Source organism: Microbacterium sp. C-MGS6, assembly GCF_058140415.1.
In genome coordinates this window covers 590,242-612,677 of record NZ_CM176934.1, presented here as the reverse complement: position 1 = coordinate 612,677, position 22,436 = coordinate 590,242, and the positions used below count along the sequence as shown (strand labels likewise).

Annotated in this window: 21 protein-coding genes and 1 tRNA gene; 6 read left to right on the top strand and 16 right to left on the bottom strand. The window is 71.1% G+C overall.

Annotation, left to right across the window (positions count from 1 at the left end; all coding sequences use genetic code 11):
* Genes AC3B5L_RS02890 through AC3B5L_RS02880 form a run of 3 tightly spaced genes read left to right on the top strand, consistent with a single transcriptional unit; the run spans position 1 to position 4,372 of the window.
* Complete coding sequence (locus AC3B5L_RS02890; RefSeq protein ID WP_259953633.1) at positions 1–849, top strand: alpha/beta hydrolase fold domain-containing protein; 849 nt, start codon at positions 1–3, stop codon at positions 847–849.
* Between the two features lie 47 nt (positions 850–896).
* Positions 897–2,933, top strand: a complete 2,037-nt coding sequence (locus AC3B5L_RS02885; protein WP_259953632.1) for a bifunctional aldolase/short-chain dehydrogenase — start codon at positions 897–899, stop codon at positions 2,931–2,933.
* Positions 2,930–4,372, top strand: coding sequence for a rhamnulokinase (locus tag AC3B5L_RS02880; protein ID WP_259953631.1), 1,443 nt, complete (start codon positions 2,930–2,932; stop codon positions 4,370–4,372). The genes AC3B5L_RS02885 and AC3B5L_RS02880 overlap by 4 nt, the downstream gene beginning before the upstream one ends.
* Before the next feature lie 7 nt (positions 4,373–4,379).
* Here the strand turns inward: AC3B5L_RS02880 and AC3B5L_RS02875 are convergent, their stop codons facing one another.
* The 4 genes from AC3B5L_RS02875 to serS form a co-directional block, all read right to left on the bottom strand.
* Positions 4,380–5,639, bottom strand: a complete 1,260-nt coding sequence (locus tag AC3B5L_RS02875; protein ID WP_187663230.1) for an LCP family protein — start codon at positions 5,637–5,639, stop codon at positions 4,380–4,382.
* Positions 5,640–5,687: 48 nt separating this feature from the next.
* A tRNA-Ser gene (locus AC3B5L_RS02870) sits at positions 5,688–5,772 on the bottom strand.
* 42 nt (positions 5,773–5,814) lie between these two features.
* On the bottom strand, positions 5,815–6,636 hold the full coding sequence (locus AC3B5L_RS02865) for an HAD family hydrolase (RefSeq protein ID WP_187663229.1): 822 nt from the start codon (positions 6,634–6,636) through the stop codon (positions 5,815–5,817).
* Positions 6,633–7,937, bottom strand: a complete 1,305-nt coding sequence (serS, locus tag AC3B5L_RS02860; RefSeq protein WP_490096202.1) for a serine--tRNA ligase — start codon at positions 7,935–7,937, stop codon at positions 6,633–6,635. Before serS ends, AC3B5L_RS02865 begins: the two co-directional genes overlap by 4 nt.
* Before the next feature lie 57 nt (positions 7,938–7,994).
* Between serS and AC3B5L_RS02855 the strand changes: the two genes are divergently transcribed.
* Positions 7,995–8,993, top strand: coding sequence for a diacylglycerol/lipid kinase family protein (locus tag AC3B5L_RS02855; RefSeq protein WP_187663227.1), 999 nt, complete (start codon positions 7,995–7,997; stop codon positions 8,991–8,993).
* A gap of 15 nt (positions 8,994–9,008) precedes the next feature.
* On the opposite strand, the gene AC3B5L_RS02850 is transcribed toward AC3B5L_RS02855, so the two are convergent.
* From AC3B5L_RS02850 to AC3B5L_RS02840, 3 genes are all read right to left on the bottom strand, one after another.
* Complete coding sequence (locus AC3B5L_RS02850) at positions 9,009–9,755, bottom strand: hypothetical protein (RefSeq protein WP_259953627.1); 747 nt, start codon at positions 9,753–9,755, stop codon at positions 9,009–9,011.
* Positions 9,756–9,812: 57 nt separating this feature from the next.
* Positions 9,813–11,273, bottom strand: coding sequence for a cardiolipin synthase (gene cls, locus AC3B5L_RS02845; RefSeq protein ID WP_268777640.1), 1,461 nt, complete (start codon positions 11,271–11,273; stop codon positions 9,813–9,815).
* An 86-nt stretch (positions 11,274–11,359) separates the two neighbouring features.
* The gene (locus AC3B5L_RS02840; protein ID WP_167627854.1) at positions 11,360–11,533 is read right to left on the bottom strand and encodes a hypothetical protein; all 174 of its coding nucleotides are present in this window, start codon (positions 11,531–11,533) and stop codon (positions 11,360–11,362) included.
* Positions 11,534–11,645: 112 nt separating this feature from the next.
* Between AC3B5L_RS02840 and AC3B5L_RS02835 the strand changes: the two genes are divergently transcribed.
* Positions 11,646–12,761 (top strand): DUF4192 domain-containing protein, encoded by a 1,116-nt coding sequence (locus AC3B5L_RS02835; RefSeq protein WP_259953618.1) that lies wholly within the window; start codon positions 11,646–11,648, stop codon positions 12,759–12,761.
* 11 nt (positions 12,762–12,772) lie between these two features.
* On the opposite strand, the gene lysS is transcribed toward AC3B5L_RS02835, so the two are convergent.
* The gene (gene lysS, locus AC3B5L_RS02830) at positions 12,773–14,305 is read right to left on the bottom strand and encodes a lysine--tRNA ligase (protein WP_187663223.1); all 1,533 of its coding nucleotides are present in this window, start codon (positions 14,303–14,305) and stop codon (positions 12,773–12,775) included.
* A 121-nt stretch (positions 14,306–14,426) separates the two neighbouring features.
* Between lysS and AC3B5L_RS02825 the strand changes: the two genes are divergently transcribed.
* A complete protein-coding gene (locus AC3B5L_RS02825; RefSeq protein ID WP_259953616.1) occupies positions 14,427–16,277 on the top strand; it encodes a DUF2207 domain-containing protein in 1,851 nt (616 codons plus the stop codon).
* 26 nt (positions 16,278–16,303) lie between these two features.
* Here the strand turns inward: AC3B5L_RS02825 and AC3B5L_RS02820 are convergent, their stop codons facing one another.
* Genes AC3B5L_RS02820 through folE form a run of 8 tightly spaced genes read right to left on the bottom strand, consistent with a single transcriptional unit; the run spans position 16,304 to position 22,435 of the window.
* Positions 16,304–16,996 carry a DUF2520 domain-containing protein gene (locus tag AC3B5L_RS02820; RefSeq protein ID WP_259953614.1) on the bottom strand — a complete coding sequence of 231 codons (693 nt, stop codon included), beginning with the start codon at positions 16,994–16,996 and terminating at the stop codon, positions 16,304–16,306.
* Positions 16,997–16,998: 2 nt separating this feature from the next.
* Positions 16,999–19,047: a PH domain-containing protein gene (locus AC3B5L_RS02815; RefSeq protein WP_259953612.1), complete on the bottom strand. Its 2,049-nt coding sequence runs from the start codon at positions 19,045–19,047 to the stop codon at positions 16,999–17,001.
* Positions 19,044–19,625: a PH domain-containing protein gene (locus AC3B5L_RS02810; protein ID WP_259953608.1), complete on the bottom strand. Its 582-nt coding sequence runs from the start codon at positions 19,623–19,625 to the stop codon at positions 19,044–19,046. The genes AC3B5L_RS02815 and AC3B5L_RS02810 overlap by 4 nt, the downstream gene beginning before the upstream one ends.
* Positions 19,576–20,058, bottom strand: a complete 483-nt coding sequence (locus AC3B5L_RS02805) for a DUF3180 domain-containing protein (protein ID WP_259953606.1) — start codon at positions 20,056–20,058, stop codon at positions 19,576–19,578. Before AC3B5L_RS02805 ends, AC3B5L_RS02810 begins: the two co-directional genes overlap by 50 nt.
* Entirely contained in the window at positions 20,055–20,591 is a 537-nt protein-coding gene (folK, locus tag AC3B5L_RS02800) for a 2-amino-4-hydroxy-6-hydroxymethyldihydropteridine diphosphokinase (RefSeq protein ID WP_187663218.1), read from the bottom strand. The genes AC3B5L_RS02805 and folK overlap by 4 nt, the downstream gene beginning before the upstream one ends.
* A complete protein-coding gene (folB, locus tag AC3B5L_RS02795; protein ID WP_259953603.1) occupies positions 20,588–20,983 on the bottom strand; it encodes a dihydroneopterin aldolase in 396 nt (131 codons plus the stop codon). The genes folK and folB overlap by 4 nt, the downstream gene beginning before the upstream one ends.
* Before the next feature lie 34 nt (positions 20,984–21,017).
* Entirely contained in the window at positions 21,018–21,827 is an 810-nt protein-coding gene (folP, locus tag AC3B5L_RS02790; RefSeq protein ID WP_259953601.1) for a dihydropteroate synthase, read from the bottom strand.
* Complete coding sequence (gene folE, locus AC3B5L_RS02785; protein ID WP_187663215.1) at positions 21,824–22,435, bottom strand: GTP cyclohydrolase I; 612 nt, start codon at positions 22,433–22,435, stop codon at positions 21,824–21,826. Before folE ends, folP begins: the two co-directional genes overlap by 4 nt.
* Position 22,436 lies beyond the last annotated feature (1 nt).

Below are 22,436 nucleotides of genomic sequence, written 5' to 3'. Positions count from 1 at the left end.
ATGACCGCGCACGACATCCGCGACCACGTCCTCGACGGCCCGCACGGTCCGCTGCGTGTGCGCGTCTACTCCTCGAAGTCGCCGAGCGGCCACGGCCTGGTCTGGGCGCACGGCGGCGGATTCGCGGGCGGCGACATTGACATGCCGGAAGCCGACGCCGTCGCACGGGCGTTCGTAGATCGGGGAATCGCGGTCGTGAGCGTGGACTACGCTCTCGCCCCGATCACCCCCGAGTGGACCGCGCGCCTCGGCGCGCCCGAACGCGGCGGCGTGCACTACCCCGTCCCGCACGACGAGATGGTCTTCGCGTTCCGCTGGGCCGCCACGTCGGACGTCGCCACGCGACGATGGGCGATCGGCGGAGCCAGCGCAGGTGGCAACCTTGCGACCGGCGCGGCGCTCCGCCTCTCCCACGAGGGCGGCATCGTGCCCGCTCTCGCCGTCCTCGCCTACCCGACGTTGCAAGCGGTGCAGGCGGCGCCCGGCCCAAAGCTGCGCGCCCTGCTCGACGGAGATCCTTCCGCCGACGTGTTCACCCCCGACTTCGTGCGTGGCATGTATGAGAACTACCTCGGCGGCGACCCCGAGACGGCGGACGTCTATGCCATCCCCGGCACCGCAGCATCCGCGGCGCTCGTCTCCTTCCCGCCCACCATCATGGTCAACGACGAGACCGACGAGCTCCGCGTGTCCGGCGAGACATTCGCCCGAGCCCTCACCGCCGCCGGCGTCGAGGTCGCCGTCGCTGTCGAGCCGGGCACCACCCACGGCCATCTCAATCGCCCCGAGGAATCCGCGTTCGCCTCGACGATCGATCGGTTCGCGGCTCGGATCCTGCAACTCCCCTGACTCTCCGGCGCCGACCGGGTATTTTCACTTACGAACCGAGGACTCGCATGACGAACCCCACCGCCGCCGAACTACTCGCGCGGAGCAACCGCCTGGGCGCCGACCCCAAGAACACGAACTACGCCGGCGGCAACACGTCCGCCAAGGGCACCGAGATCGACCCCGTGACCGGGCAGCCGGTCGAGCTCCTCTGGGTCAAGGGGTCGGGCGGGGACCTCGGCACGCTGACCGAGAACGGCCTGGCCGTCCTCCGCCTCGATCGCATGCGCGCGCTCGTCGACGTCTATCCGGGCGTCGAGCGGGAGGACGAGATGGTCGCCGCCTTCGACTACTGCCTCCACGGCAAGGGCGGCGCCGCCCCCTCGATCGACACCGCGATGCACGGCCTGGTCGATGCCCCGCACGTGGACCACCTCCATCCCGACTCGGGCATCGCGATCGCCACCGCCGCCGACGGCGAGGAGCTCACGAGAGCGATCTTCGGCGACCGGGTCGTCTGGGTGCCGTGGCGCCGCCCGGGCTTCCAGCTGGGGCTGGACATCGCGGAGATCAAGGCGGCGAACCCGCAGGCCATCGGCACGATCCTCGGCGGACACGGCATCACCGCCTGGGGCGATTCCTCCGAGGAGGCGGAGGCGAACTCCCTCTGGATCATCGACACCGCCGCCGCCTACATCGCGGAGCACGGGTCCCCCGAACCGTTCGGCGGCACGCGCTCGGGCTTCGAAGCCCTGCCGGAGCCGGAGCGCCGCGCGCGGGCGGCCGCCCTCGCCGGAACCATCCGCGGGCTCGCGTCGACGGACAAGCCGATGGTCGGTCACTTCACCGACAGCAACGTGGTCCTCGACTTCCTCGCCTCCGAGAAGGCCCCGGCCCTCGCCGCCCTCGGCACGAGCTGCCCCGATCACTTCCTGCGCACCAAGGTCAAGCCGCTCCTCCTCGACCTCCCTGTCACGGCGACCGTGGAGGAGCAGACCGCACGGCTGCGGGAGCTCCACGCCGCCTACCGCGCCGACTACCAGGCCTACTACGACGCCCACGCCACGGCCGAGTCGCCGGCGATCCGCGGCGCGGATCCGCTGATCGTCCTCGTGCCCGGCGTCGGCATGTTCTCCTACGGGGCGAACAAGCAGACCGCTCGGGTCGCCGGCGAGTTCTACGTGAACGCCATCAACGTCATGCGCGGTGCCGAGGCGCTGTCCACGTACTCCCCCATCTCCGACGCCGAGAAGTTCCGCATCGAGTACTGGGCGCTGGAGGAGGCGAAGCTGCAGCGCATGCCGAAGCCGAAGTCCCACCAGGGCCGCATCGCCCTCGTCACCGGTGCCGCGAGCGGGATCGGCAAGGCCATCGCGACCCGCCTCGCCGCGGAGGGCGCCTGTGTGGTCGTCGCCGACCTGGACCTGGACAAGGCCAGGGCCGCGGCCGCCGAGCTCGGGAACGACGACGTGGCGATCGGCGTGGCCGCGAACGTCGCCGACGCCGATGCGGTGCAGGCCGCGATCGACCAGGCGGTGCTCGCGTTCGGCGGCATCGACCTCGTGGTGAACAACGCCGGCCTGTCGCTGTCGAAGCCTCTGCTGGAGACGACCGAGAAGGACTGGGATCTCCAGCACGACGTGATGGCGAAGGGCTCGTTCCTCGTCTCGAAGACCGCCGCGCGCGTGCTCATCGACCAGGGACTCGGCGGCGACATCATCTACATCTCCTCCAAGAACTCCGTCTTCGCCGGCCCGAACAACATCGCGTACTCGGCGACGAAGGCCGACCAGGCGCACCAGGTGCGGCTGCTCGCCGTGGAGCTCGGCGCGCACGGCATCCGGGTCAACGGCATCAACCCCGACGGCGTGGTCCGCGGGTCCGGGATATTCGCCTCCGGCTGGGGAGCGAACCGGGCGGCCACGTACGGCGTCAAGGAAGAGGACCTCGGCCAGTTCTACGCCGACCGCACGATCCTCAAGCGCGAAGTCGTGCCGGAGAACGTCGCGGACGCCGTCTATGTGCTGACCGGCCCGGAGCTGAGCCGCACCACCGGTCTGCACATCCCCGTCGACTCCGGCGTCGCCGCGGCGTTCCTGCGATGACCGACGACCGCTCGCCCGCGACCGTACGGCACGTCCGTGCGGTCGCGGCGGTGGATCTCGGCGCCACGAGCGGTCGGGTGATGATCGGCCGAGTGGGACCGGGTGTCCTGGAGCTCGAGCCCGTGTCGCGGTTCCCGAACGGACCGGTGACCCGCGCCGACGGTCTGCACTGGGACTTCGACGCCCTCGTCGCCCATGTCCTCGACGGCCTCGCGGAAGCGGTGCGCCGGGAACCGCACATCGAGTCCATCGGGATCGACTCGTGGGCGGTCGACTACGGCCTCCTGCGTGCCGGTGAGCTGCTCGCCGAGCCGTTCCACTACCGCGACGACCGCACCGCCGGCGGCGTGGACGAGGTCCACGCCCTCGTCCCGTTCGAGGAGCTCCACGCCCGCAACGGCCTGCAGTTCCTCCCGTTCAACACGCTCTACCAGCTCCGGGCGGACGAGCTCCGGCACGACGCCGACACCGCGCTCCTCATCCCGGACCTCCTCGCCTTCCTCCTCACCGGTGCCCGCGTCGCCGAACGGACCAACGCCTCGACGACAGGCCTGCTGGACGTGGAGTCCGGCACCTGGGATGTGGCGCTCGCGACCCGTCTCGGGATCGACGCCTCCCTCCTGCCGGACCTCGTCGATCCCGGCACGGTCATCGGCCGGCTGCGCCCGGAGGTGGCAGAGCGCATCGGCGCCGATCTGCCGGTGATCGCGGTCGGTTCGCACGACACCGCGTCGGCGGTGGCCGCCGTTCCGATGACATCGCCCCGCGCCGCGTACATCTCCTGCGGCACCTGGGGGCTGGTCGGTGTGGAGCACGCTCAGCCGATCCTCACGGACGCGGCCAGGGAAGCGAACTTCACCAACGAACGCGGTGTGGACGATCGGTTCCGCGTCCTCCACAACGTGACCGGTCTCTGGCTCCTCAGCGAGACCGTGCGCGCGTGGGAGAGCGAAGACGGCAAGGCCATCGACCTGTCCGGGCTTCTCGACCAGGCGGCCGCCACGGCGCCGCCCTCCGCCGTGTTCGACGCGAACGACCCCTCGCTGTCGGCCCCCGGGGACATGCCGACGCGTATCGCTGGCCTCCTGCACGCACACGGTGCCGTCGCGCCCACCGATCGTCCGGCGTTCGTCCGGCTCGTCGTGGAGAGCATCGCCGCCGCGTTCGCCGACGCGGTCCGCACGGCGGGCCGGCTCTCCGGGCAGTCTCTCGACGTCGTCCACCTCGTCGGCGGCGGGTCTCTCAACCGGCTGCTGTGTCAGGCGACGGCGGACCGCACCGGGCTTCCCGTCCTGGCAGGGCCTGTCGAGGCGACAGCCCTCGGCAACGTCCTCGTCCAGGCGCGGGCTCTGGGCGCGGCGCCGGCCGAGCTCTCGGAGCTTCGCGCCCTCGTCGCCGCGACGCATCCGCCGGCGGCCTATCGCCCGCGGAGCTCCTGAGCCCCGCTCAGCGCACGTTGCCGTTCGAGCACGTCTGCTGCGCGGCGGAGTTGCCCTTGATGGAATCGGGAAGCGCCACGACGTCCGGAGCCGTCGTGGGGGTCGGCGTCGCCCCCTGTGTCGGCGTGGTGGGCTCCGTGGGCTCGGTCGGAGTCGTCGGTTCCTCCACGACGACGCCATCGTTGCTGGTGTTCTCGTGCGTGATCTGCAACTGGGCGTTGGCCTCGATCGCGTCCCAGAGGGCGGCGGCGGCCTCCTCGTTCGGCACGACCTTGTTCGGGTCGTCCCAGTCCTCCAGGGTCGGATACTGCACGAACACGATGTCCTCGAACGGCACCGACTTCACGGCCAGCGCGATCTGCACGATCATCATCGGGTCGGCGAGCGACGTGCTCGTCTCCAGGTTCTGGATGCCGGTGTTGGCGAGCTTCAGCATGACCGGCACGTTGCCCAGCACCTCGCCGCTGATGAGCTTGCGGGCGAGACTGGACATGTACTGCTGCTGGTTGCCGATGCGGCCCAGGTCGCTGCCGTCGCCGACGCCGTGCCGGGTGCGGAGGAACTGCAGAGCCTCGAGGCCCTGGACGGTGTGCGTGCCGGCCGCCATGTCCAGACCCGTGTAGCGGTCCCGGATCGGGTTCGCGAGGCAGACGTCGACCCCGCCGATCGCGTTGGTGATCTCGATGACACCACCGAACGTCACGGAGGCGGCGAACTGCACCTCCTGGTCCGTGAGCGCCGAGATCGTACGGACGACGCAGTTCAGCCCGCCGTCGGTGTACGCGACGTTGAGCGGCTGCTTGCTCATCGCGGCCGTGGCGTTGCCGTCCTCGTCCTCGCACGACGGGATCGGGATCATGAGGTCACGCGGGAAGCTGACGACGGTGATCCGCCGCGGCTCCTCGGACACGTGCACGAGCAGGTTCACGTCGTTGAGCGTGCCCTCGGCGTCGCCGCCGGTGCACCGGTCGCCGAAGTACTGCTTGTAGTCGTCCTCGCAGGTGTCGACTCCGGCGAGGACGAGGTTGAACCCACCCTTGTAGGCCCCGATGTCCGGCGGCAGGTCTTCCTGCCCGTCGAGATCGACGGCGTTCGCGGAGACGGTGCTGGAGAAGTCGAGGTAGAAGTAGGCCGCGACGCCGATGCCGCTGACGAGCACCACCGCCATGCTGATCGCGAGAAGCCGGAGGAGCTGGCTGACGGGACCGGGCGAGCGCAGCTGACCATGTCGCGCGACGGTGCGGCGGCGTCGGGTGTTCTCGCTCACTCGGGCCCTTTCGGATTCAGCGACGGCGGGGGTACCGCGCTCAGGAAGCGGAGGGTGTGGGATTCGAACCCACGAGACATCTCTGCCCACTGGTTTTCAAGACCAGCTCCATCGGCCGCTCGGACAACCCTCCCGACAGAAACTTCTGTCGACCAGGCGCGAGTCTAGCCGAGTTCTATTCTCCGGCGTCGACCTGGGCGGGCGCTGGAAGCGTGTTCAGGGCGGCGGCGAGCCCTCCCCGCTCGACGTCGGCGGTGATCTCCCCCGCGGCGTCCTTCACCTCGACCGGCGCCTGTCCCATGGCCACCGCGCGTCCGCCGCCGCTGCGGGCCCAGCCGAACATGCCGATGTCGTTGCGTCCGTCCCCGGCGACGAGCACCCGCGCAGCGTCGAGACCGAGTTCGTCCCGCACACGCTCCAGGGCCGTGCCCTTGTCGACGCCCTGCGGAGCGATGTCCAGCCAGGCCGTCCACCCGATCGCATAGGAGACCTCGTTGAGGCCGGCGTCGGCGACGAGCCGATGGAAGTCGTCCTCGTCGTGTCCGGGCGAGACGACGACGATCCGGGAGACGGGAAGGGCTCCGAGCTCCTCGAAGTCGACCTGGCGTCCGCCGTCGAGAGTCCAGTCGTCGAGCTGCTCGGTGAACAGGCGCTGGCCGGAGCCGAGCTCGACCATGTACCGGGCGTCCGGAAGCCGATCCCGCAACAGGGCCAGCACGGGTGTCGGGTCGAAGGTCTCGACGTGCCAGCGCTCCCAGTCATCCCCGTCTCGGCGCATCGTCACGGCACCGTTGGAACACACCACGTAGTCGGCGGTGAGGCCGAGCTCCTCCACATAGCGGCGGGTCGCCATCCAGCTGCGGCCGGTGGCGATGGTGACCACGTGCCCCGCCTCGCGGACACGGGTGATGGCCTCGGGAACCCCGGGGCTCATCGTCTCGTCCTGGAGGAGGATGGTCCCGTCGACGTCGAGGCCGACCAGCCAGGGCGCCGTCACCGGGTGCTCTGCTCGTCGGCGAGCGGGCGGATCACCTCGAGTCCGCCGAGGTAGGGGCGCAGGACCTCGGGGACCCGTACCGAGCCGTCCGCCTGCTGATGCGTCTCGAGCAGGGCGACGATCCAGCGCGTGGTCGCGAGCGTGCCGTTGAGGGTCGCGACATGCTGGGTCTTCGGTGCCGTGCCACCGTCCTCCGCCGTCGGGCGGTATCGCACGTCGAGACGACGCGCCTGGAAGGTCGTGCAGTTCGACGTGGAGGTCAGCTCGCGGAACGCTCCCTGGGTGGGCACCCACGCCTCGATGTCGTACTTGCGGGCTGCGCTCGACCCGAGGTCACCTGCCGCCACGTCGATCACCCGGTACGCGAGACCGAGCGAGGTCAGCATCTCCTCCTGGAGAGCGACGAGGCGCAGGTGCTCAGCCTCGGCGTCCTCGGCCGTGGTGTAGACGAACATCTCCAGCTTGTTGAACTGGTGCACGCGGATGATCCCGCGGGTGTCCTTGCCGTGCGAGCCGGCCTCACGGCGGTAGCAGGTCGACCATCCGGCGTAACGGAGCGCACCAGGTGCCAGATCGACGATCTCGTCCTTGTGGTAGCCGGCGAGGGCGACCTCGCTCGTGCCGACCAGGTAGAGGTCGTCGTCCTTGTCGAGGTGGTAGACCTCGTCAGCGTGCTCGCCGAGGAAGCCGGTGCCCTGCATGATCTCAGGGCGCACGAGGGTGGGCGTGATGAGCGGGACGAAGCCGTTCTGCAGCGCCTTGTCGAGAGCGAGGTTCATGAGCGCGATCTCGAGCCGGGCGCCGATCCCGCGGAGGAAGTAGAAGCGCGCTCCGGAGACCTTGGCCCCGCGCTCCATGTCGATGGCGCCGAGCATCTCACCGAGCTCGAGGTGGTCGCGCGGCTCGAAGTCGAACGCGGGGACCTCGCCCACGCGGCGCAATTCGACGAAGTCCTCCTCACCGCCGGCGGGGACACCGTCGATGACGACGTTCTCGATCCGCGCCAGTGCCGTGGCCGCGGCCTCGGCCGCCTCGTTCGCCGCGTGCTGCGCCTGCTTGACCCGGTCGGCGAGGTCCTTGGCCTGCGCGACCAGGGCGGCCTTCTCCTCCTTGGGTGCCTTCGCGACCTGCTTGCCGAACGCGTTCTGCTCGGCGCGCAGCTCCTCGAATGCGGCGAGCGCGGCGCGGCGCGATCGGTCGGCCTCGAGTGCGACGTCGACGGTGCTCTGGTCGTTGCCACGGGCAGCCTGCGAACGGCGGACGATCTCCGGGTTGTCGCGGAGGAGTGCGAGGTCGATCATCCCGCAAGTCTACGAGGTGCGAAGGGAGGGCCCGGGCGGGCGGTCTAGAGTAGCGCCATGACCACGAGTCCCCCCGTCCTGAAGCAGGCGGCGCTCGTGTACAACCCGGTGAAAGTGGACGGGAAGCGCCTGCGCGCTCAGGTCCGCGACCTCTCCCGCGAAGCGGGGTGGGATCACCCCGCTTTCTATCCGACGACCATCGAGGACGCGGGGCAGGGTGCGACGGCGGAAGCGCTCGCACGCGGGGTGGACGTCGTGCTCGTGGCCGGCGGCGACGGCACGGTGCGGGCGGTCGCCGAAGCCATCGCCCGCACGGGTGTCCCACTCGCGATCCTCCCGAGCGGCACCGGGAATCTCCTCGCGCGGAACCTCGGCCTCCCGCTGACCGACCCTGCGGAGATGATCCGCGCCGCGCTGGGCGACTTCCACCATCCGATCGACATCGGGTGGGCACGGATGACCAGGGAGGACGGCAGCGAGGAGGAGCACGCCTTCGTCGTGCTCGCCGGCATCGGTCTCGACGCCGACATGATCGCCAACACCCGAGCCGACCTGAAGAAGTCCGTCGGCTGGATCGCGTACGTCGACGGCGCGGCGCGGTCCCTTCCGCGCGCGAAGCCCTTCCGCGCCGTGTACCAGATCGGCACGGGACGCCTGCACTCCACGAAGGTGCACAGCATCCTGTTCGCGAACTGCGGCACCCTCCCGGCGGGCATCTCCCTCATCCCGGACGCCTCCATCACGGACGCCACCCTCGACGTCGCGGTCATCCAGCCCACCGGCGTTCTCGGCTGGCTGGGCGTCTGGCGGAAGATCTGGTGGGACAACTCCGTGCTGCGCCGCTTCCGCGCCGGACGCTTCGTGCTCGATCGCCGCGGCACGGACGCGTCCGTTCACTACTTCCGCGGCGCCCGCGCCGAGGCCGCCGCACCCGGCCCCACGCCGATCGAGCTCGACGGCGACGAGTTCGGGGAGGCCGTGCACGTCACCTGCCGGGCGGACCCCGGTGCGCTCCTGCTGGCGCTGCCCACCGGGCACCCGGTGCACATCCTCTGACCAGGCGCTGCGGACTCAGCGCACCTCGACCGTGCCGTCGAGGCCGCCACCGACGAGCGTCAGCTGGAACGGACCGTCGTCGTCGACGTCATCCTCGGGGAATTCGACCACCGTGGCCCGCGGCGCCATGTCCATGGTGCAGACCTGGTTCTCGTCGGTGACGAAGGTCACGGTCCCCGTGGATCCGTCGGCCTCGGCGGATTCGACGACCGGAGCACAACTGGAGGACCCCCAGGTCAACAGGACGAGCCCGCCGTCGTCGAACCAGCCGGCCGACGGCTGGTACTCGGTCGCCGAGCCCGGCGTCGCCGTGGCCTCGGGGTCGGCATCGACATCGATCTCGTCGAGCAGGTCGCCGTAGGTCACCACGAGAGTGATGTCCTTCGTCGGGTCCACGCCCTCGGGCAGAGCACCGACGCTCGCCCGCGGCGCGAGGTCCGCCGTGCACGCCTGCTCCGTCGCGCCATCGCCTTCCGGTTCGACGAGGGTGACCGAGACCCGCTGCCCCTCGGCGGTGATCTCATCGACCTGAGGCAGGCACGTCGAGGATCCCCAGCTCACGACGGCGAACATCCGCCCGTCGTCGAGGAGCGTCGCGTCCATGTCGTCCTGCTCGTCGCTGCTCCCGGCGTTCCCGGGGCCGCTGGAGGGATCCGACGTGGTGTGCGGTGCGGTGCCGCCCGGGCCGACCGTGCAGCCGGCGAGGACGAGGGCCGCGGCGAGCGCGGAGGACACGGCGATCACGAGCCTGCGGGGAGTCATGCCCTCAGGGTAGCGGCGGGTTCCTCCACCCGAAACGGGGGTTGACGGAATGCCCGCTCACTGCAGTGCGGAGGTGAGCCGCGCGAGGTTGTCGAGCACGGTGGAGCGCAGGGGCTGCTGCATCCATTCCTCGAGGGTCAGCTCCCTGCTCAGCGACCGGTACTTGTCCTCCACCTCGCGCATCTCGGCGACGAACTCCTCGCCGCGCACGAGCATCGAGACCTCGAGGTTCAGGCCGAATGAGCGCATGTCCATGTTGCTCGAGCCGATGACGGCGACCTCGTCGTCGATGGTGAGGCTCTTCGTGTGGAGGATGTACGGCTTCCGGTACATCCAGATCCGCACGCCGGCGCGCAGCAGCGCTTCGTAGTAGCTGCGCTGCGCGTGGTAGACCATCGCCTGGTCGCCCTCCTCCGAGACGAACAGCTGCACCTCGACCCCGCGGTCCACGGCCGCGGTGACCGCCAGCAGCAGGGCCTCGTCGGGCACGAAGTACGGGCTGACGATCATGATCTGCTTCTTCGCCGCGTAGAGGAGCGCGAGGAACAGCCGCAGGTTGTTCTCGACCTCGAAGCCGGGGCCTGAGGGCACCACCTGGCAGTCCAGGTCCCCGGAGCCGATGTTGGCGTGGGAGATGTCGATCTCTTCGAGCACGACATCGGTCTCGCTGTACCAGTCGCTGAGGAAGATCGCGTTGACGCTCAGCACGACGGGTCCGTCGAGCCTGACCATCAGGTCGACCCAGTGCAGACCGCGCCGGATGTTCTTCGGCAGGTTGTAGGTGGAATCCGTGATGTTCTGAGACCCCAGGAAGGCGATGTTGCCGTCCACGACGAGGAGCTTGCGGTGGTTGCGCAGATCCGGCCGCTGCATCTTGCCCTTGAGCGGCTGCACGGGCAGCATCAGGTGCCACTCGGCGCCCATCTCGTTCAGACGCGCGATGGTCTGGCGATAGCGGGGCTTGCCGCGGTTCGCCCAGTGGTCCAGGAGCACGCGCACCGCCACGCCCCGCGCGGCGACCTCCTCGAGGGCGCGGAAGAAGTTGTCCGTCGAGTCGTCGGACTGCAGGATGTAGAACTCCACGTGCACGTAATCCTGCGCGGTGCGGATGGCCTCGGCCATCTCGTCGAGCGACTCCTGGTAGTCCGAGATGAGGTGCGCGCCGTTGTCCCCGGAGAGCGGCAGGGCACCGAGGCGCTGGTTCATCTGCACGATGGGACCGAACCATGCGGGGGCGTTGGGCCGCAGCGTCCCGAAGTGCAGGTGCTCGCTCGTCTCGGCGATGTACTCGTTGATCTGTTCCTGCTTCCGGCGCCGCGCGCGCGGCAGGCGGGGGTTCCCGATCAGCAGGAACAGGAAGACGCCGACCACCGGGATGAAGAACACGGCGAGGAGCCAGGCCATCGCCGCGGTGGGGCGGCGGTTGCGCGGGATGACGATGACGGCGGTGACGCGGATGATGATGTCGAGCACCAGGACCACGGCGGCGACCCACCAGCCCCAGGACTCCGCGGTCATCACGCCCCCTCACCCACACCGGGGATCGTCACCCCGGGGCGCACCGGACCCGGCGCGCTCGCTTCACAGTAGCGGATGGGTCGGACTCAGGCCCGCGGAGGCAGCCCGCGCGCGGCGCGTTCCTCGGCCTCGATCTGCGCATGGACCTTCCGTTCCGTGCGGTCGAACCGCAGGATGCCGCGGAGCACGACGAAGAAGACGATGCTGACGCCGACCGTCGGCAGGAGCGACCATGCCGCGGCGAGCCAGAAGTTGTCCATGCCTCCATCGTACGCGAGCGACTGATCGTGCACAGGCGGCGCTTCTCAGGATTCTCATCCACATGGGTCCATCACCGGTCCGACGGGGGCGAAGGCACGCGAACCTCTCCTCATGACAACCGTGCTCCGCGCCTCCGACTCCGCCCAGTTCCTCAGTATCGTGCCCGCTCTCGCCGGCTTCACGCCGCGCGAGAGCATCGCCCTCCTCCCGTTCCACGGCACCCGCAGCGACGGGGCGATGCGCCTCGACCTCCCTGACGCCGCCGTCCCGGTCCTGCACTACGCCGCAGCGGCGGTCGAGCTCGTCGTCCGTGTACCTGGCACCGACGCGGTGGCCGTCGTGGTGTACACCGACGAGCTCCCACAGCGCACGCCTGACGGTCTGGTCCTGCCGCACGCCGTGATGGTCGACACGCTGCTGGGCTGCGCCGAGGGAGCCGGCCTGCGCGCCGTCGAGGCCCTGTGCGTGACGCCCGAGGGATGGGCCCGCTACGACGACGCCGAGCCGGCGATGCATCCGCTGTCGGACATCGTTCCCCCGCCGGACGCCTCCGCGCTCGGCGACGTCTCCGGCGACCAGTTCTCCGGCGCGGGACTGCCTCCGGTTTCCGCCGCAGAGGAGCAGCAGGTCGCGCGCGTGCTGCGCGGACTCGACGGCGCGCTCCCGTCCGGGCCTGCCGAGGCCTCCGATCCGGCGGACGCGGAGGTGATCGCGGCGTACGCCCTCCTCGACGACATCCCCGCCTTCCTCGAAGCCGTCGCCCTCGCCCGTGAACCCCTGCAGCCTCTGGCCGCCGCAGCGCTCGTGTGGTGCCTCGGGCGCCCGCCGGTGCGCGACGCGGCCATCGCCCAGTGGGCCACCGATCACCGCCGCGGGATCCGCACCATGGAGGCGCAGCTGGCTTTCGCAGCCTCCGGCGCTCCGGTACCCGACGACATCGGACGGGTGTTCCTCGGTCGCGGCCCGGCGCCGGACGGCGAGCGCCTTCGTACCGCGCTGCACGCCGTCCGACACGCCACCGCCCTGGCGCCACGAGGAGCGCGCCCCGGACCGCTCACGGTCGCCGCGTGGCTCTCCTGGGCGCTCGGCCGCGCCACGCACGCGGGCCGCTACCTCGACATGGCCAGGGAGATCGATCCCGACTACAGCCTCGCCCTGCTCCTGGACACCATGATGTGCGGTGCCGTGCTGCCCGAGTGGGCCTTCCGCGGGCGGCGTGGAGAGTGACTGGCTCGCGGCTACTTGACCAGCGGGAAGAGGATCGTCTCGCGGATGCCGAGGCCGGTGATCGCCATCAGCAGGCGATCGATGCCCATGCCCATACCCCCGGACGGCGGCATGCCGTGCTCCAGCGCCCGCAGGAACTCCTGGTCGATCGGCATGGCCTCGACATCGCCGCGCGCGGCGAGCTTCGCCTGCTCCTCGAACCGTTCCCGCTGGATGACCGGGTCCACGAGCTCGGAGTAGCCGGTCGCCAGCTCGAAGCCACGGATGTAGAGGTCCCACTTCTCCACGACGCCCTCGACGGACCGGTGCTCGCGCACGAGAGGCGACGTGTCGACGGGGAAGTCCATGACGAAGGTCGGCCGCACGAGGTCACCCTTCACGAAGTGCTCCCAGAGCTCCTCGACGAGCTTCCCGTGCGTGGCCTGGGGCGGCACGTCGACGCCGTTCGCCTCGGCGAAGGCGATCAGGTCCTCGACGGCGTCCGTCGGCGTGACGGTGCGGCCGGAGGCGGCCGACAGCGACTCGTACATCGAGATGCGGTCCCACTCACCGCCCAGGTCGTACTCGGTGCCGTCCGCCCAGGTCACCGTGGTCGACCCGGCGACCGCGACCGCCGCCTGCTGGACGAGCTCCTGGGTGAGCGCGGCCATCTGGTTGTAGTCGCCGTAGGCCTGGTAGGCCTCGAGCATCGCGAACTCCGGGCTGTGGGTCGAGTCGGCGCCCTCGTTGCGGAAGTTCCGGTTGATCTCGAACACGCGCTCGATACCGCCCACGACCGCGCGCTTCAGGTAGAGCTCCGGCGCGATGCGGAGGTAGAGCTCGGTGTCGAAGGCGTTGGAGTGGGTGATGAAGGGTCGGGCGGATGCGCCGCCATGCTGCACCTGCAACATGGGAGTCTCCACCTCGAGGTAGCCGTGCGCGGCGAACGTGGACCGCAGGCTGGCGTTCACCGCGGCGCGTGCGCGCACGGTCGTCCGCGCCTGTTCCCGCACGATGAGGTCGAGGTAGCGGCTCCGTACCCGGCCCTCTTCGCTGAGCTCGGCGTAGGCGTTGGGGAGCGGCAGGATCGCCTTCGAGGCGATGGCCCAATCATCCGCCATGATCGACAGCTCACCGCGGCGGCTGGAGATGACCTCGCCGTGCACGAAGACGTGGTCCCCGAGGTCGACGAACTCCTTCCACTCGGCGAGCGACTCCTCGCCGACGTTGGCCAGCGAGACCATCGCCTGGATCCGGGTGCCGTCCCCGGCCTGGAGGGTGGCGAAGCAGAGCTTGCCGGTGTTGCGGCTGAAGACCACGCGGCCGGCGACGCCGACGATCACACCGGTCTCGGCTCCGGGCTCGAGGTCGCCGTACTCCGCCCGCAGGGCGGGGATGCTGTGCGTCACCGGCACGGCGACCGGGAACGCCCCGCCGCCCGCGTCCGCGCGCTTCTCGATCAGGCGCTCGCGCTTGGCGAGGCGGACGGCCTTCTGCTCGTGGATGTCCTCTTCGGCGGAAGAGGCGGCCGAGGCCGTTTCGGGCGCGGCGGGCGCGTCAGTCATGTGCGGGGCTCCTTGGAAGTCGTACCCAGTTTACCGAGATGGCGCGGCGGACTCCGGCCGGTCGGGCGGAGACCGACGGCGGGCGTTCTTCCCGCGGCGCGGGGCTCGGTAGCCTCGAACCATGGCCCCCACCCGGATCCTCCGCGCCAGCGCCGTCCTCGCCCTCGCCGTCATCCCGGTCCTCGCCCCCTCGGTCGCCATGGCCGTGGAACGCCCGGCGACGACGGTCGCTGCGGCCGCCGATGTCGACGACTTCTCGTACGCATCCTGGGATGCGGTCTACGACGTCGGACTCGACGACGATGGCCGGGCGCGCATGCAGGTGACGGAGACGGTGGTCGCCCGCTTCCCCGACGCCGACCAGAACCGCGGCATCGTGCGGGGCCTGGCGACGACGTACAAGGGCGCCGGCATCGACACCCGGGTCATCGCGGTCACCGACGAGGACGGGACCGCGGTCCCGTACGAGACCGAGGAGGACGACGGGACCCTCTTCGTCCTCACCGGGGACGACGACTTCGTCCATGGCCTCACCACCTATGTCATCGAATACGAGATGCGCGACGTCATCGTCGGGAGCGCACCCGACGCGTCCGGTTCCCGCGCCGCGGACGAGTTCTACTGGGACCTCCTCCCCCTCGACAGCACGCAGCCGATCGAGGCGTTCCGGGCCGACATCCGATTCGATGCCGCCCTGAGCAGCCATCTCACCGGGGCGACGAAGTGCTACATCGGTCCTTCCGGTTCCACGGAGCCCTGCGACCTCGAGGGACCGGTCGCAGACGGAGACGCCACGACTTTCCGCGTCGAGGCCGGACCGCTGCCAGCGGCGGACGGGGTGACGGTGGCCGTCGGCTTCGACCCCGGCACGGTGGTCCAGCCATCCGCGCGGACCCCCGACCCCGTCGCCGATGTCGGGCCGGTGGTCGCCGCCGTCGGCGCCGTCGGTCTCGCGGCGGCCGGCTGGGTGGCGACCGTGGCCGCCGACCGACGTCGACGCCGCGCCACCGGGATCATCGTGGCGCAGTACGACGTCCCCGATGACCAGCCCCCCCTGCTCGCCGCGGCGCTCATCCCCGGCGCGAAGAACGTCGTCCCGGCGGAGATCGTCCACCTCGCCGTCCGCGGCACGCTGCGCATCGAGGAAGGGGCGTCGGACGAAGCGCCCCGGCTGCGACGACAGCCCCAGGGCAGCGCGCCGAGTCCCCTCGACCAGGCTGCGCTCGACGCGCTCTTCCTCCACGCGGATGCGGACGGCGTCGTGGACCTGCCGGCCGAGAGCGAGGCCTTCGCCACGCGGATGACCGCGCTGACGACGAAGGGCCAGGAGGAGGCCTCCCGCCGGGGCTTGACGACCAGGGTGCGGAGCCGCGCTGCCGTCATCCTGCAGTCCGTGGCCATCGCCGTCGCCGTGGTGGGTCTCGTCGTCGCCATCGTCGCCGTGGCATCCGGTCGCCTGTCTGCGGGACCCGCGCTTCTGGCCATCTCCGTCGGGACGCTGCTCGTCGCGGCTTCGAGCTTCTTCACCTTCTCTCGGCACACGGTCCTGACTCCGGAGGGAGCGCAGGCGTACGAGCACCTGCAGGGGGTGCGCGAGTTCATCCGCGTCGCGGAGGAGGATCGGTTGCGGATGCTGCAGTCCTACACCGGCGCGGAACGGCGCACGGAGGAGGGCGCGGACGTCATCCATGTGTACGAGCGCCTCCTCCCCTACGCGATGCTGTTCGGCATGGAGGACGAGTGGGGCCGGGTGCTCGAGACGGCGTACAGCCGGGAGGCGTACGGCCCGACGTGGATCGGCGACCCCACGTCCTTCGCTCTCCGCACGTCGCTCGTGGCGTTCATGAGCTCCTCCACGGCGGCCGCGACCTACTCGGCCCCGTCCACCGGTACGTCGTCCAGCACCGGCGGCTCGTTCGGCGGAGGCTTCTCCGGGGGCGGCGGTGGCGGCGGCTTCTCCGGCGGACGCTGAGCCGGGGTCACGGCGCGGGCGCGTGATCAGACGAGAGGTGGCGGGTCCGAGGCGTCGCGCAACGCCCGCTCGACGGTCGACTGCACCAAGGCCGACAGGAAGCCGCCCGGATTCTCGACCCCGATCTCCCGGAGCCGCGAGGTGGACTGTCCGATGATCGAACGGGAGAACTCCGTGGCCGTGGCGATCGCGTCGGCATAGGCGGCACGGTCGGCCTCCGCGATGACGACCGGTTCGCACCCCATCTCGACGGCCAGCGCCTGGGCGATCGGAAGCACGGCGGCGGGAGCGGTGACCGCCGCGAATCCTGCCTGCAACTGCCGGAGATCGATCGAGGTCCCGGTGAACGTGATCGCCGGATGCACCGCCAACGGGATGGCGCCGCGCTCCGCCGCCGGGCGAAGGACCTCGATGCCCTGTGCCGGATCGGTGTGGAGGACGAGCTGGCCGATCTGCCACCCGCCGAGCTCGGCGATGCCCGAGACCAGGGCCGACAGCTCAGCGGAAGGGACCGCGAGGATCACCAGTTCGGACCGCCGCACCACCTCCTGCGTCTCCAGCACCGGGACGCCGGGGAGCACCGCCGACGCACGCTCGTCGTCCGACCCGCTGGTGATCCCGACGATCGCGTGCCCGGCCCCGGCCAGCGCCGCGCCGATGACCGGTCCGACCCGCCCCGCGCCGATGATGCCGACGCCGAGACGGCCGTCGCGCACCACGCTCACTCCTCGCGCGGCGCGTCGGTTCGCGCCGGCGGCGCGGGCGGCGCGGTCGGCGCCGGCGGGGCCGAAGGCGCGGTCGTCTGCGGCGCCGGCGGAGCAGGTGGGGGTGCGACCGGGGGCGCCGTGACGGGAGGGGCCGGAGGCGGTGCGACCGGGGGCGCGGTCACCGGAGGCGCCGGCGGCGGCGTCACCGCAGGAGTCCGCACCGGCGGAGCAGGTGGGGCCGCCGACCCCGGGGATGCGGAGGGCGGCGCGACCGGGGGCGCGGGTGCCACGGACGGGGCTGATGCCGGGCCGCCGAACACGGGAGGCGCGGGAGGCATCGGAGCGGCAGGACCGCCGAACTGCGGCGGAGCGGGCGGCGCGACGGGAGCCGCGGCGTGCTCGCTCCACCGGTGGGTGTGGTCGCGGGATGCCGCTTCGGCGGCGGCGATGCTGACCTCGTCGAGCAGTGCGAGGGCATCGGCCCGCTCGAGACCCGACAGGAGGCCGGTGATCGGTCCGGGCACGGTGTGCACCTGGGCTCCGGAGACCGCCTGAGCCCGGTCGATCGGCCCCTGACTGAGCGACACACCCTGGAGACGCGCGAGCGGGAAGACCGCGAGCTTGCGCCACACGATGCCGCGGCGCAGCAGCAGTCCGTCCGTCGTCAGCGCGTATCCGTGGCGCTTCCAGGAGACCGGCCGCCGCCACCACGCCCGGCGCGGCATCGTCCGGTAGGGGTCGTTCTCGGCCGGACCGACGACGCCCTGATCCCACAGCGCGGGGATACTCTCCGCCGGGACGTCGGGCAGCACGAGCGACAGCACGCGCTCGACGTCCGCGCGCTTGCCGACGGGCAGCACGACGTTGAACTGCTGACCGCTGCTCGACGACTGCTGGGCGGCGCTCTTGCCGCTCATTCGGTTGATCTTGATGGTCCACCAGCCGAACGGCCGCCAGAGCAGGGACTGCGACACCTCGACCGCGAAGATACGGCCGGGCGGGAGGGTCTCGGTGACGGTGGTGAGCAGTCCGTAGGTGATGCGCACGCCGTCGGGGGTGGGCGCGATGGAGTACCGCAGCGACTTCGAGATCTGCGCCCAGGTGATACCGACGACCGCGATGAGCATCGGGACGCCCATGCCGAGACCGATGCCGAGGAGGACGATCCCGCCGTCGGGATCCCCGTCGATGAGGACGCCGATCAGGGTGCTGCCGATCGCGATGGCGAAGATCACGCCGAAGAACACCAGCCACAGCAGCCCGGAGATGAGCTGCGAGCCGATCAGTCGGCCGGCGGGGATCTTGACGACGCTCTCGGGCACGACGTCCTGCAGGTCCACTCCGGCGAGCAAGCCGTTGACGCCCTCGTTCATCGAGCCGACGAGTTGTGCGCGCGCGGAGGTCGGAGCGGACCCGTCGGGCGTCGCTGCGCCCTGAGGGTCGAGGGCGGCGTGCCGTGCGGCGCGCGCGCCCGAGGCGAGTCGGAGGATCTCGGCGCGCACCCCCTCGGCCCGCGGCGTCGCCAGGTACTCCAGCGCGACGTTCGCATCCGTGCCCGCGCCCACGACCTCGAGCTTCGCGAGGCCGATGATGCGTGCGGGGAACGGCCGCGTGAGGTTCACGCCCTGCACGCGGTCGAGGGGCGCGCGGCGATGGGAGCGGAAGATGATGCCCTTTCGCACCTCGACGTGGTCGCCGGTGATGCGGAACTGCTGGAAGCGCCAGACGAACCAGAAGACCGCCACGAGCACCACGACGAGCGCCAGGACACCCAGCAGCGCGATCAGGGCGAAGTTGTTCGCGAGCACCCAGTCCACCGGGTCGCCCCCGGTGTACTCGTCGTAGTGCGCCTCCTCCGGCGCGAACTGCCCGACGAGCCAGGCGATGACCCGGTCGCGCATGTTCGCGATCACGATGCCGCCCACGATGATGAGCGCCAGGCCGCCCTTGAACAGCGGCGTCAGCGGATGCATCCGGTGCCATTCGCCGTCCGCGAGGTGCGTCGACGGCGTGCCCGCGGAGGTCTGCCCCGGCGCGGCGGTGGGAAGCTGCGACTCGCTCACAGGCCGGTCCGGCGGGTCTCGGCGACCTGGATCAGCGTGTCGCGCAGCGCCTCGGCCGCTGCCTGGGTGAGGCCGGGGATCTGCACACCGGTGGTCGCCGCCGCGGTGACCATCTTGAGCTGGGAGATGCCGAACGCCCGGTCGAGCGGCCCCTGGGTGATGTCGACGAGCTGCATACGCCCGTACGGCACCGCGATCATGCGCTGCCACAGGATGCCCTTGCGGAATACGATGTCGTCCGCCCGCAGCATGTAGCCGATCGCCCGCGCCTGTCGCGGGAGGATGATCAGCGTCACGAGCGTGATGAGGATGATCATCCCGGCCGGGATCCACACCCAGTCCTGCTCGAGCACGATGTTCAGGACGATCGCGGCGGCAACGACGATGGCCAGGAAGATGACGTTCTGCACGATCTGCGACACGACGTAGCGCGGCGAGATCTGGTGCCAGGTGCCGTCGAGCTCGAGGCGGGACTCGTTGCGTGCCGTGCGCAGCCGCGTGTACGTGCCCTGGTCGAGGGCGTCGAGGTCAGTGCCCTCCGCCGGGTTCAGGGGCGCGGTCTCTGGGTTCTGAGTCATCAGGATCCTTCGGCAGGGTGCAGAACTGTTCGGCGACGAGAGCGGCGACGACGAGCACGACCGCACTCGCGATCAGCGCCACCATGGCCACAGTCGACCCTATCGGGGGATCGATGGGGCGCGTGAGGAGGAAGGCCAGCAGCCCGGCGCCGAAGCCGGCCAGGATCGCGCCCAGCAGGCTGGACGCCCGGGCGAGGGTCGCGGCCCGCAGGGCACGGAACGGGTCGATGCGCACCCCGGACCGGACGCTGCGCCGCACCGGCCAGGCCACCCCGAGCGATGCGCCGGCGATGAGGACGAGCAGCACCGGGAGGAACAGGGACGGCGTGAACGTGGCTCGACCGGTCGCCGTGAGCATCTGGTCGAGGATGAACCCCGCACCGGCGCCGACGAGCGCGAGGACGGCGAGCAGCCCGGCAGAGGTGCGCTTCATCCCTCGCCTCGCGCGCGGAGGTCCGCCGCCAGATCAGCGACGCGGCGCCCCGCGAGCTCGGCGTCGGGGGCGACGTCGAGCCAGGGCTCCAGGACGAACAGCCGCTCCGCCGCCCGCGGATGGGGCAACTGGATCCGGGGGTCGTCCGAGACGACGTCGCCGTAGGCGATGAGGTCGAGGTCCAGAGTGCGGTCACCCCACCGCTCGCCGCGGACGCGACCGTTCTCGTCCTCGATGGCGTGCAGCATGCCGAGGAGGATCTCCGGAGCGAGGCGCGTGGTCACCAGAGCCACTGCGTTCACGTAGCCGGGGGCGTCGGGATCGGGGCCGTCCACGCGGAGCGCCACCGTCTCGAACAGGCGCGACAGGCGCACGTCGGAGACGAGCGGAAGACGCCCGATTCGTGCCGCCGCAGCGCGGATCGTGTCCTCGCGGTCGCCGAGGTTGGCGCCGAGCGCCACGACCGCCACCGTCTCCGGGCGTGGCGGCCGGGGGCCCGGCACCTCCGGCGGGCGCGTGAGGTTGCGGCTCATGTCGTGATGTCCTCCAGCGACTCCGGCGCCCGCGTCCGATGCACCGTCACGGCCACATCACCGAAGGTCAGCGGGATCGGCGCCTGCGGCTTGTGCACCGTCACGGTCACCTGCTGCACGCGGCGGTCGCCGAGGGCGACGTCCGCGATCCGCTCGGCCAGGGTCTCGATGAGGTTCACCGGCTCACCCGACACGACCGCGGCCACGCGCTCCGCGAGCTCGCCGTAGTGGACCGTGTCGGCCACGTCGTCGGAGGCGGCGGCCTGTTCGAGGGAGAGCCGCAGCCGGAGGTCGACCGTGAACTCCTGCCCGTTCTCCCGCTCGTGCGGGTAGACGCCGTGGTGGCCGAACACAGTCAGCCCTGTCAGCACGATCTCGTCGAGGAAGTCCATGCCTCTAGGGTACGGTGACGCTCCGACTCCGCACTCAGCCTTCCCAGGCGCGGGTGATCGCAAGGGCGTCGCGGGTCCCCGCGACGTCGTGCACGCGCACCGCCCAGGCGCCGGCGCGCATCGCGAGCGCACTCGTCACCGCGGTGGCGAGGTCCCGGCGCTCCTCGGAGACGCCGTCACTGCCCGGCGCCGCCGACTGCAGCACGTCGGCGAGGAAGCGCTTGCGCGACGTCCCGACCAGCACGCGGAAGCCGAGGCCCACGATCTCGTCGAGGCCCCGCAGCACATCCCAGTTCTGGCCGCCCGCCTTGGCGAACCCGATACCCGGGTCGACGATCACGCGGGACGGCGCGATGCCGGCGGCCGCCGCCTCCCCGATCCGCTCGCGCAGCTCGCCGGCCACCTCCCGGGCGACACGGCGATAGTCGGCGTTCGCGTACATGTCGGCGGAGAAGCCCCGCCAGTGCCCGATCGCGAAGTCGGCTCCCGACTCCGCCACCGCGGCGCGCATGTCGGGGTCGGCGAGCCCGCCGGAGACGTCGTTGACGATGCGCGCCCCCGCACGGACGGCCGCCGCCGCGGTCGACGCGTTGAGGGTGTCGATGCTGACGACGACGCCGGCCGCCGCGAGCTGCTCGACGACGGGAAGGACGCGGCGCTGCTCCTCCTCCACCCCGACGCGCTCCGCCCCCGGCCGGGTCGACTCTCCCCCGACGTCGAGGACGGACGCCCCTTCGGCTCGCAGGCGAAGGCCGTGGGCGACCGCCCGGTCCGCGTCGAGGTAGCGCCCGCCGTCGCTGAACGAGTCGGGCGTGACGTTGACGATGCCCCAGATCCCGGTCATGCGCGCGACGTCCCGCCCCCTGGCACGGTCATGCCGATCAGGGTCACCAGTTCCGCACGTGCCACCGGATCGGTGTAGACCCCGCGCGCCGCGATGGTCAGCGTCGAGGCCTCGGTCTGCCGTCCACCCCGCATCGTCACGCAGCCGTGGCTGGCATCGAGCACGACGAGCACGCCACGGGCATCGAGGTTCTCGGCGATCGTGTCGGCGATCTGCTCGCCCAGCCGCTCCTGCACCTGCGGCCGCGCGGCGAGGATCTCGACGACGCGCACGAGCGCACCGAGACCGACGACCTGCTCGCCCGGAAGGTAGGCGATGTGCGCATGCCCCGCGAAGGGCAGCAGGTGGTGTTCGCACACCGAGCGGAAGCGGATGTCGCGCAGGAGCACCGCGCCGGAGGGCAGGGTGTCCGGCGCCGGCCCGCGGGTCACGCTGATCGTGTGCGCGAGCGGCTCGGCGGGATCCTCCCCCACCCCGGCGAAGAACTCCGCGTACAGCTCGGCCATCCGGGAGGGAGTCTGCTTGATCCCCGGGCGATCGGGGTCCTCGCCGATCGCCTCCAGGAGTTCCCTGGTGAGCCGTTCGACGCGTCCCTTGTCGACGGTCACG

What these genes read in the sequence shown, in the direction of transcription:
- AC3B5L_RS02890 (WP_259953633.1), top strand. Translation starts at nt 1, where the DNA reads ATGACCGCGCACGACATCCGCGACCACGTCCTCGACGGCCCGCACGGT.
- AC3B5L_RS02885 (WP_259953632.1), top strand. Translation starts at nt 897, where the DNA reads ATGACGAACCCCACCGCCGCCGAACTACTCGCGCGGAGCAACCGCCTG.
- AC3B5L_RS02880 (WP_259953631.1), top strand. Translation starts at nt 2,930, where the DNA reads ATGACCGACGACCGCTCGCCCGCGACCGTACGGCACGTCCGTGCGGTC.
- serS (WP_490096202.1), bottom strand. Translation starts at nt 7,937, where the DNA reads ATGATCGACCTCGCACTCCTCCGCGACAACCCGGAGATCGTCCGCCGT.
- AC3B5L_RS02855 (WP_187663227.1), top strand. Translation starts at nt 7,995, where the DNA reads ATGACCACGAGTCCCCCCGTCCTGAAGCAGGCGGCGCTCGTGTACAAC.
- AC3B5L_RS02850 (WP_259953627.1), bottom strand. Translation starts at nt 9,755, where the DNA reads ATGACTCCCCGCAGGCTCGTGATCGCCGTGTCCTCCGCGCTCGCCGCG.
- cls (WP_268777640.1), bottom strand. Translation starts at nt 11,273, where the DNA reads ATGACCGCGGAGTCCTGGGGCTGGTGGGTCGCCGCCGTGGTCCTGGTG.
- AC3B5L_RS02840 (WP_167627854.1), bottom strand. Translation starts at nt 11,533, where the DNA reads ATGGACAACTTCTGGCTCGCCGCGGCATGGTCGCTCCTGCCGACGGTC.
- AC3B5L_RS02835 (WP_259953618.1), top strand. Translation starts at nt 11,646, where the DNA reads ATGACAACCGTGCTCCGCGCCTCCGACTCCGCCCAGTTCCTCAGTATC.
- lysS (WP_187663223.1), bottom strand. Translation starts at nt 14,305, where the DNA reads ATGACTGACGCGCCCGCCGCGCCCGAAACGGCCTCGGCCGCCTCTTCC.
- AC3B5L_RS02825 (WP_259953616.1), top strand. Translation starts at nt 14,427, where the DNA reads ATGGCCCCCACCCGGATCCTCCGCGCCAGCGCCGTCCTCGCCCTCGCC.
- AC3B5L_RS02810 (WP_259953608.1), bottom strand. Translation starts at nt 19,625, where the DNA reads ATGACTCAGAACCCAGAGACCGCGCCCCTGAACCCGGCGGAGGGCACT.
- AC3B5L_RS02805 (WP_259953606.1), bottom strand. Translation starts at nt 20,058, where the DNA reads ATGAAGCGCACCTCTGCCGGGCTGCTCGCCGTCCTCGCGCTCGTCGGC.
- folK (WP_187663218.1), bottom strand. Translation starts at nt 20,591, where the DNA reads ATGAGCCGCAACCTCACGCGCCCGCCGGAGGTGCCGGGCCCCCGGCCG.
- folB (WP_259953603.1), bottom strand. Translation starts at nt 20,983, where the DNA reads ATGGACTTCCTCGACGAGATCGTGCTGACAGGGCTGACTGTGTTCGGC.
- folP (WP_259953601.1), bottom strand. Translation starts at nt 21,827, where the DNA reads ATGACCGGGATCTGGGGCATCGTCAACGTCACGCCCGACTCGTTCAGC.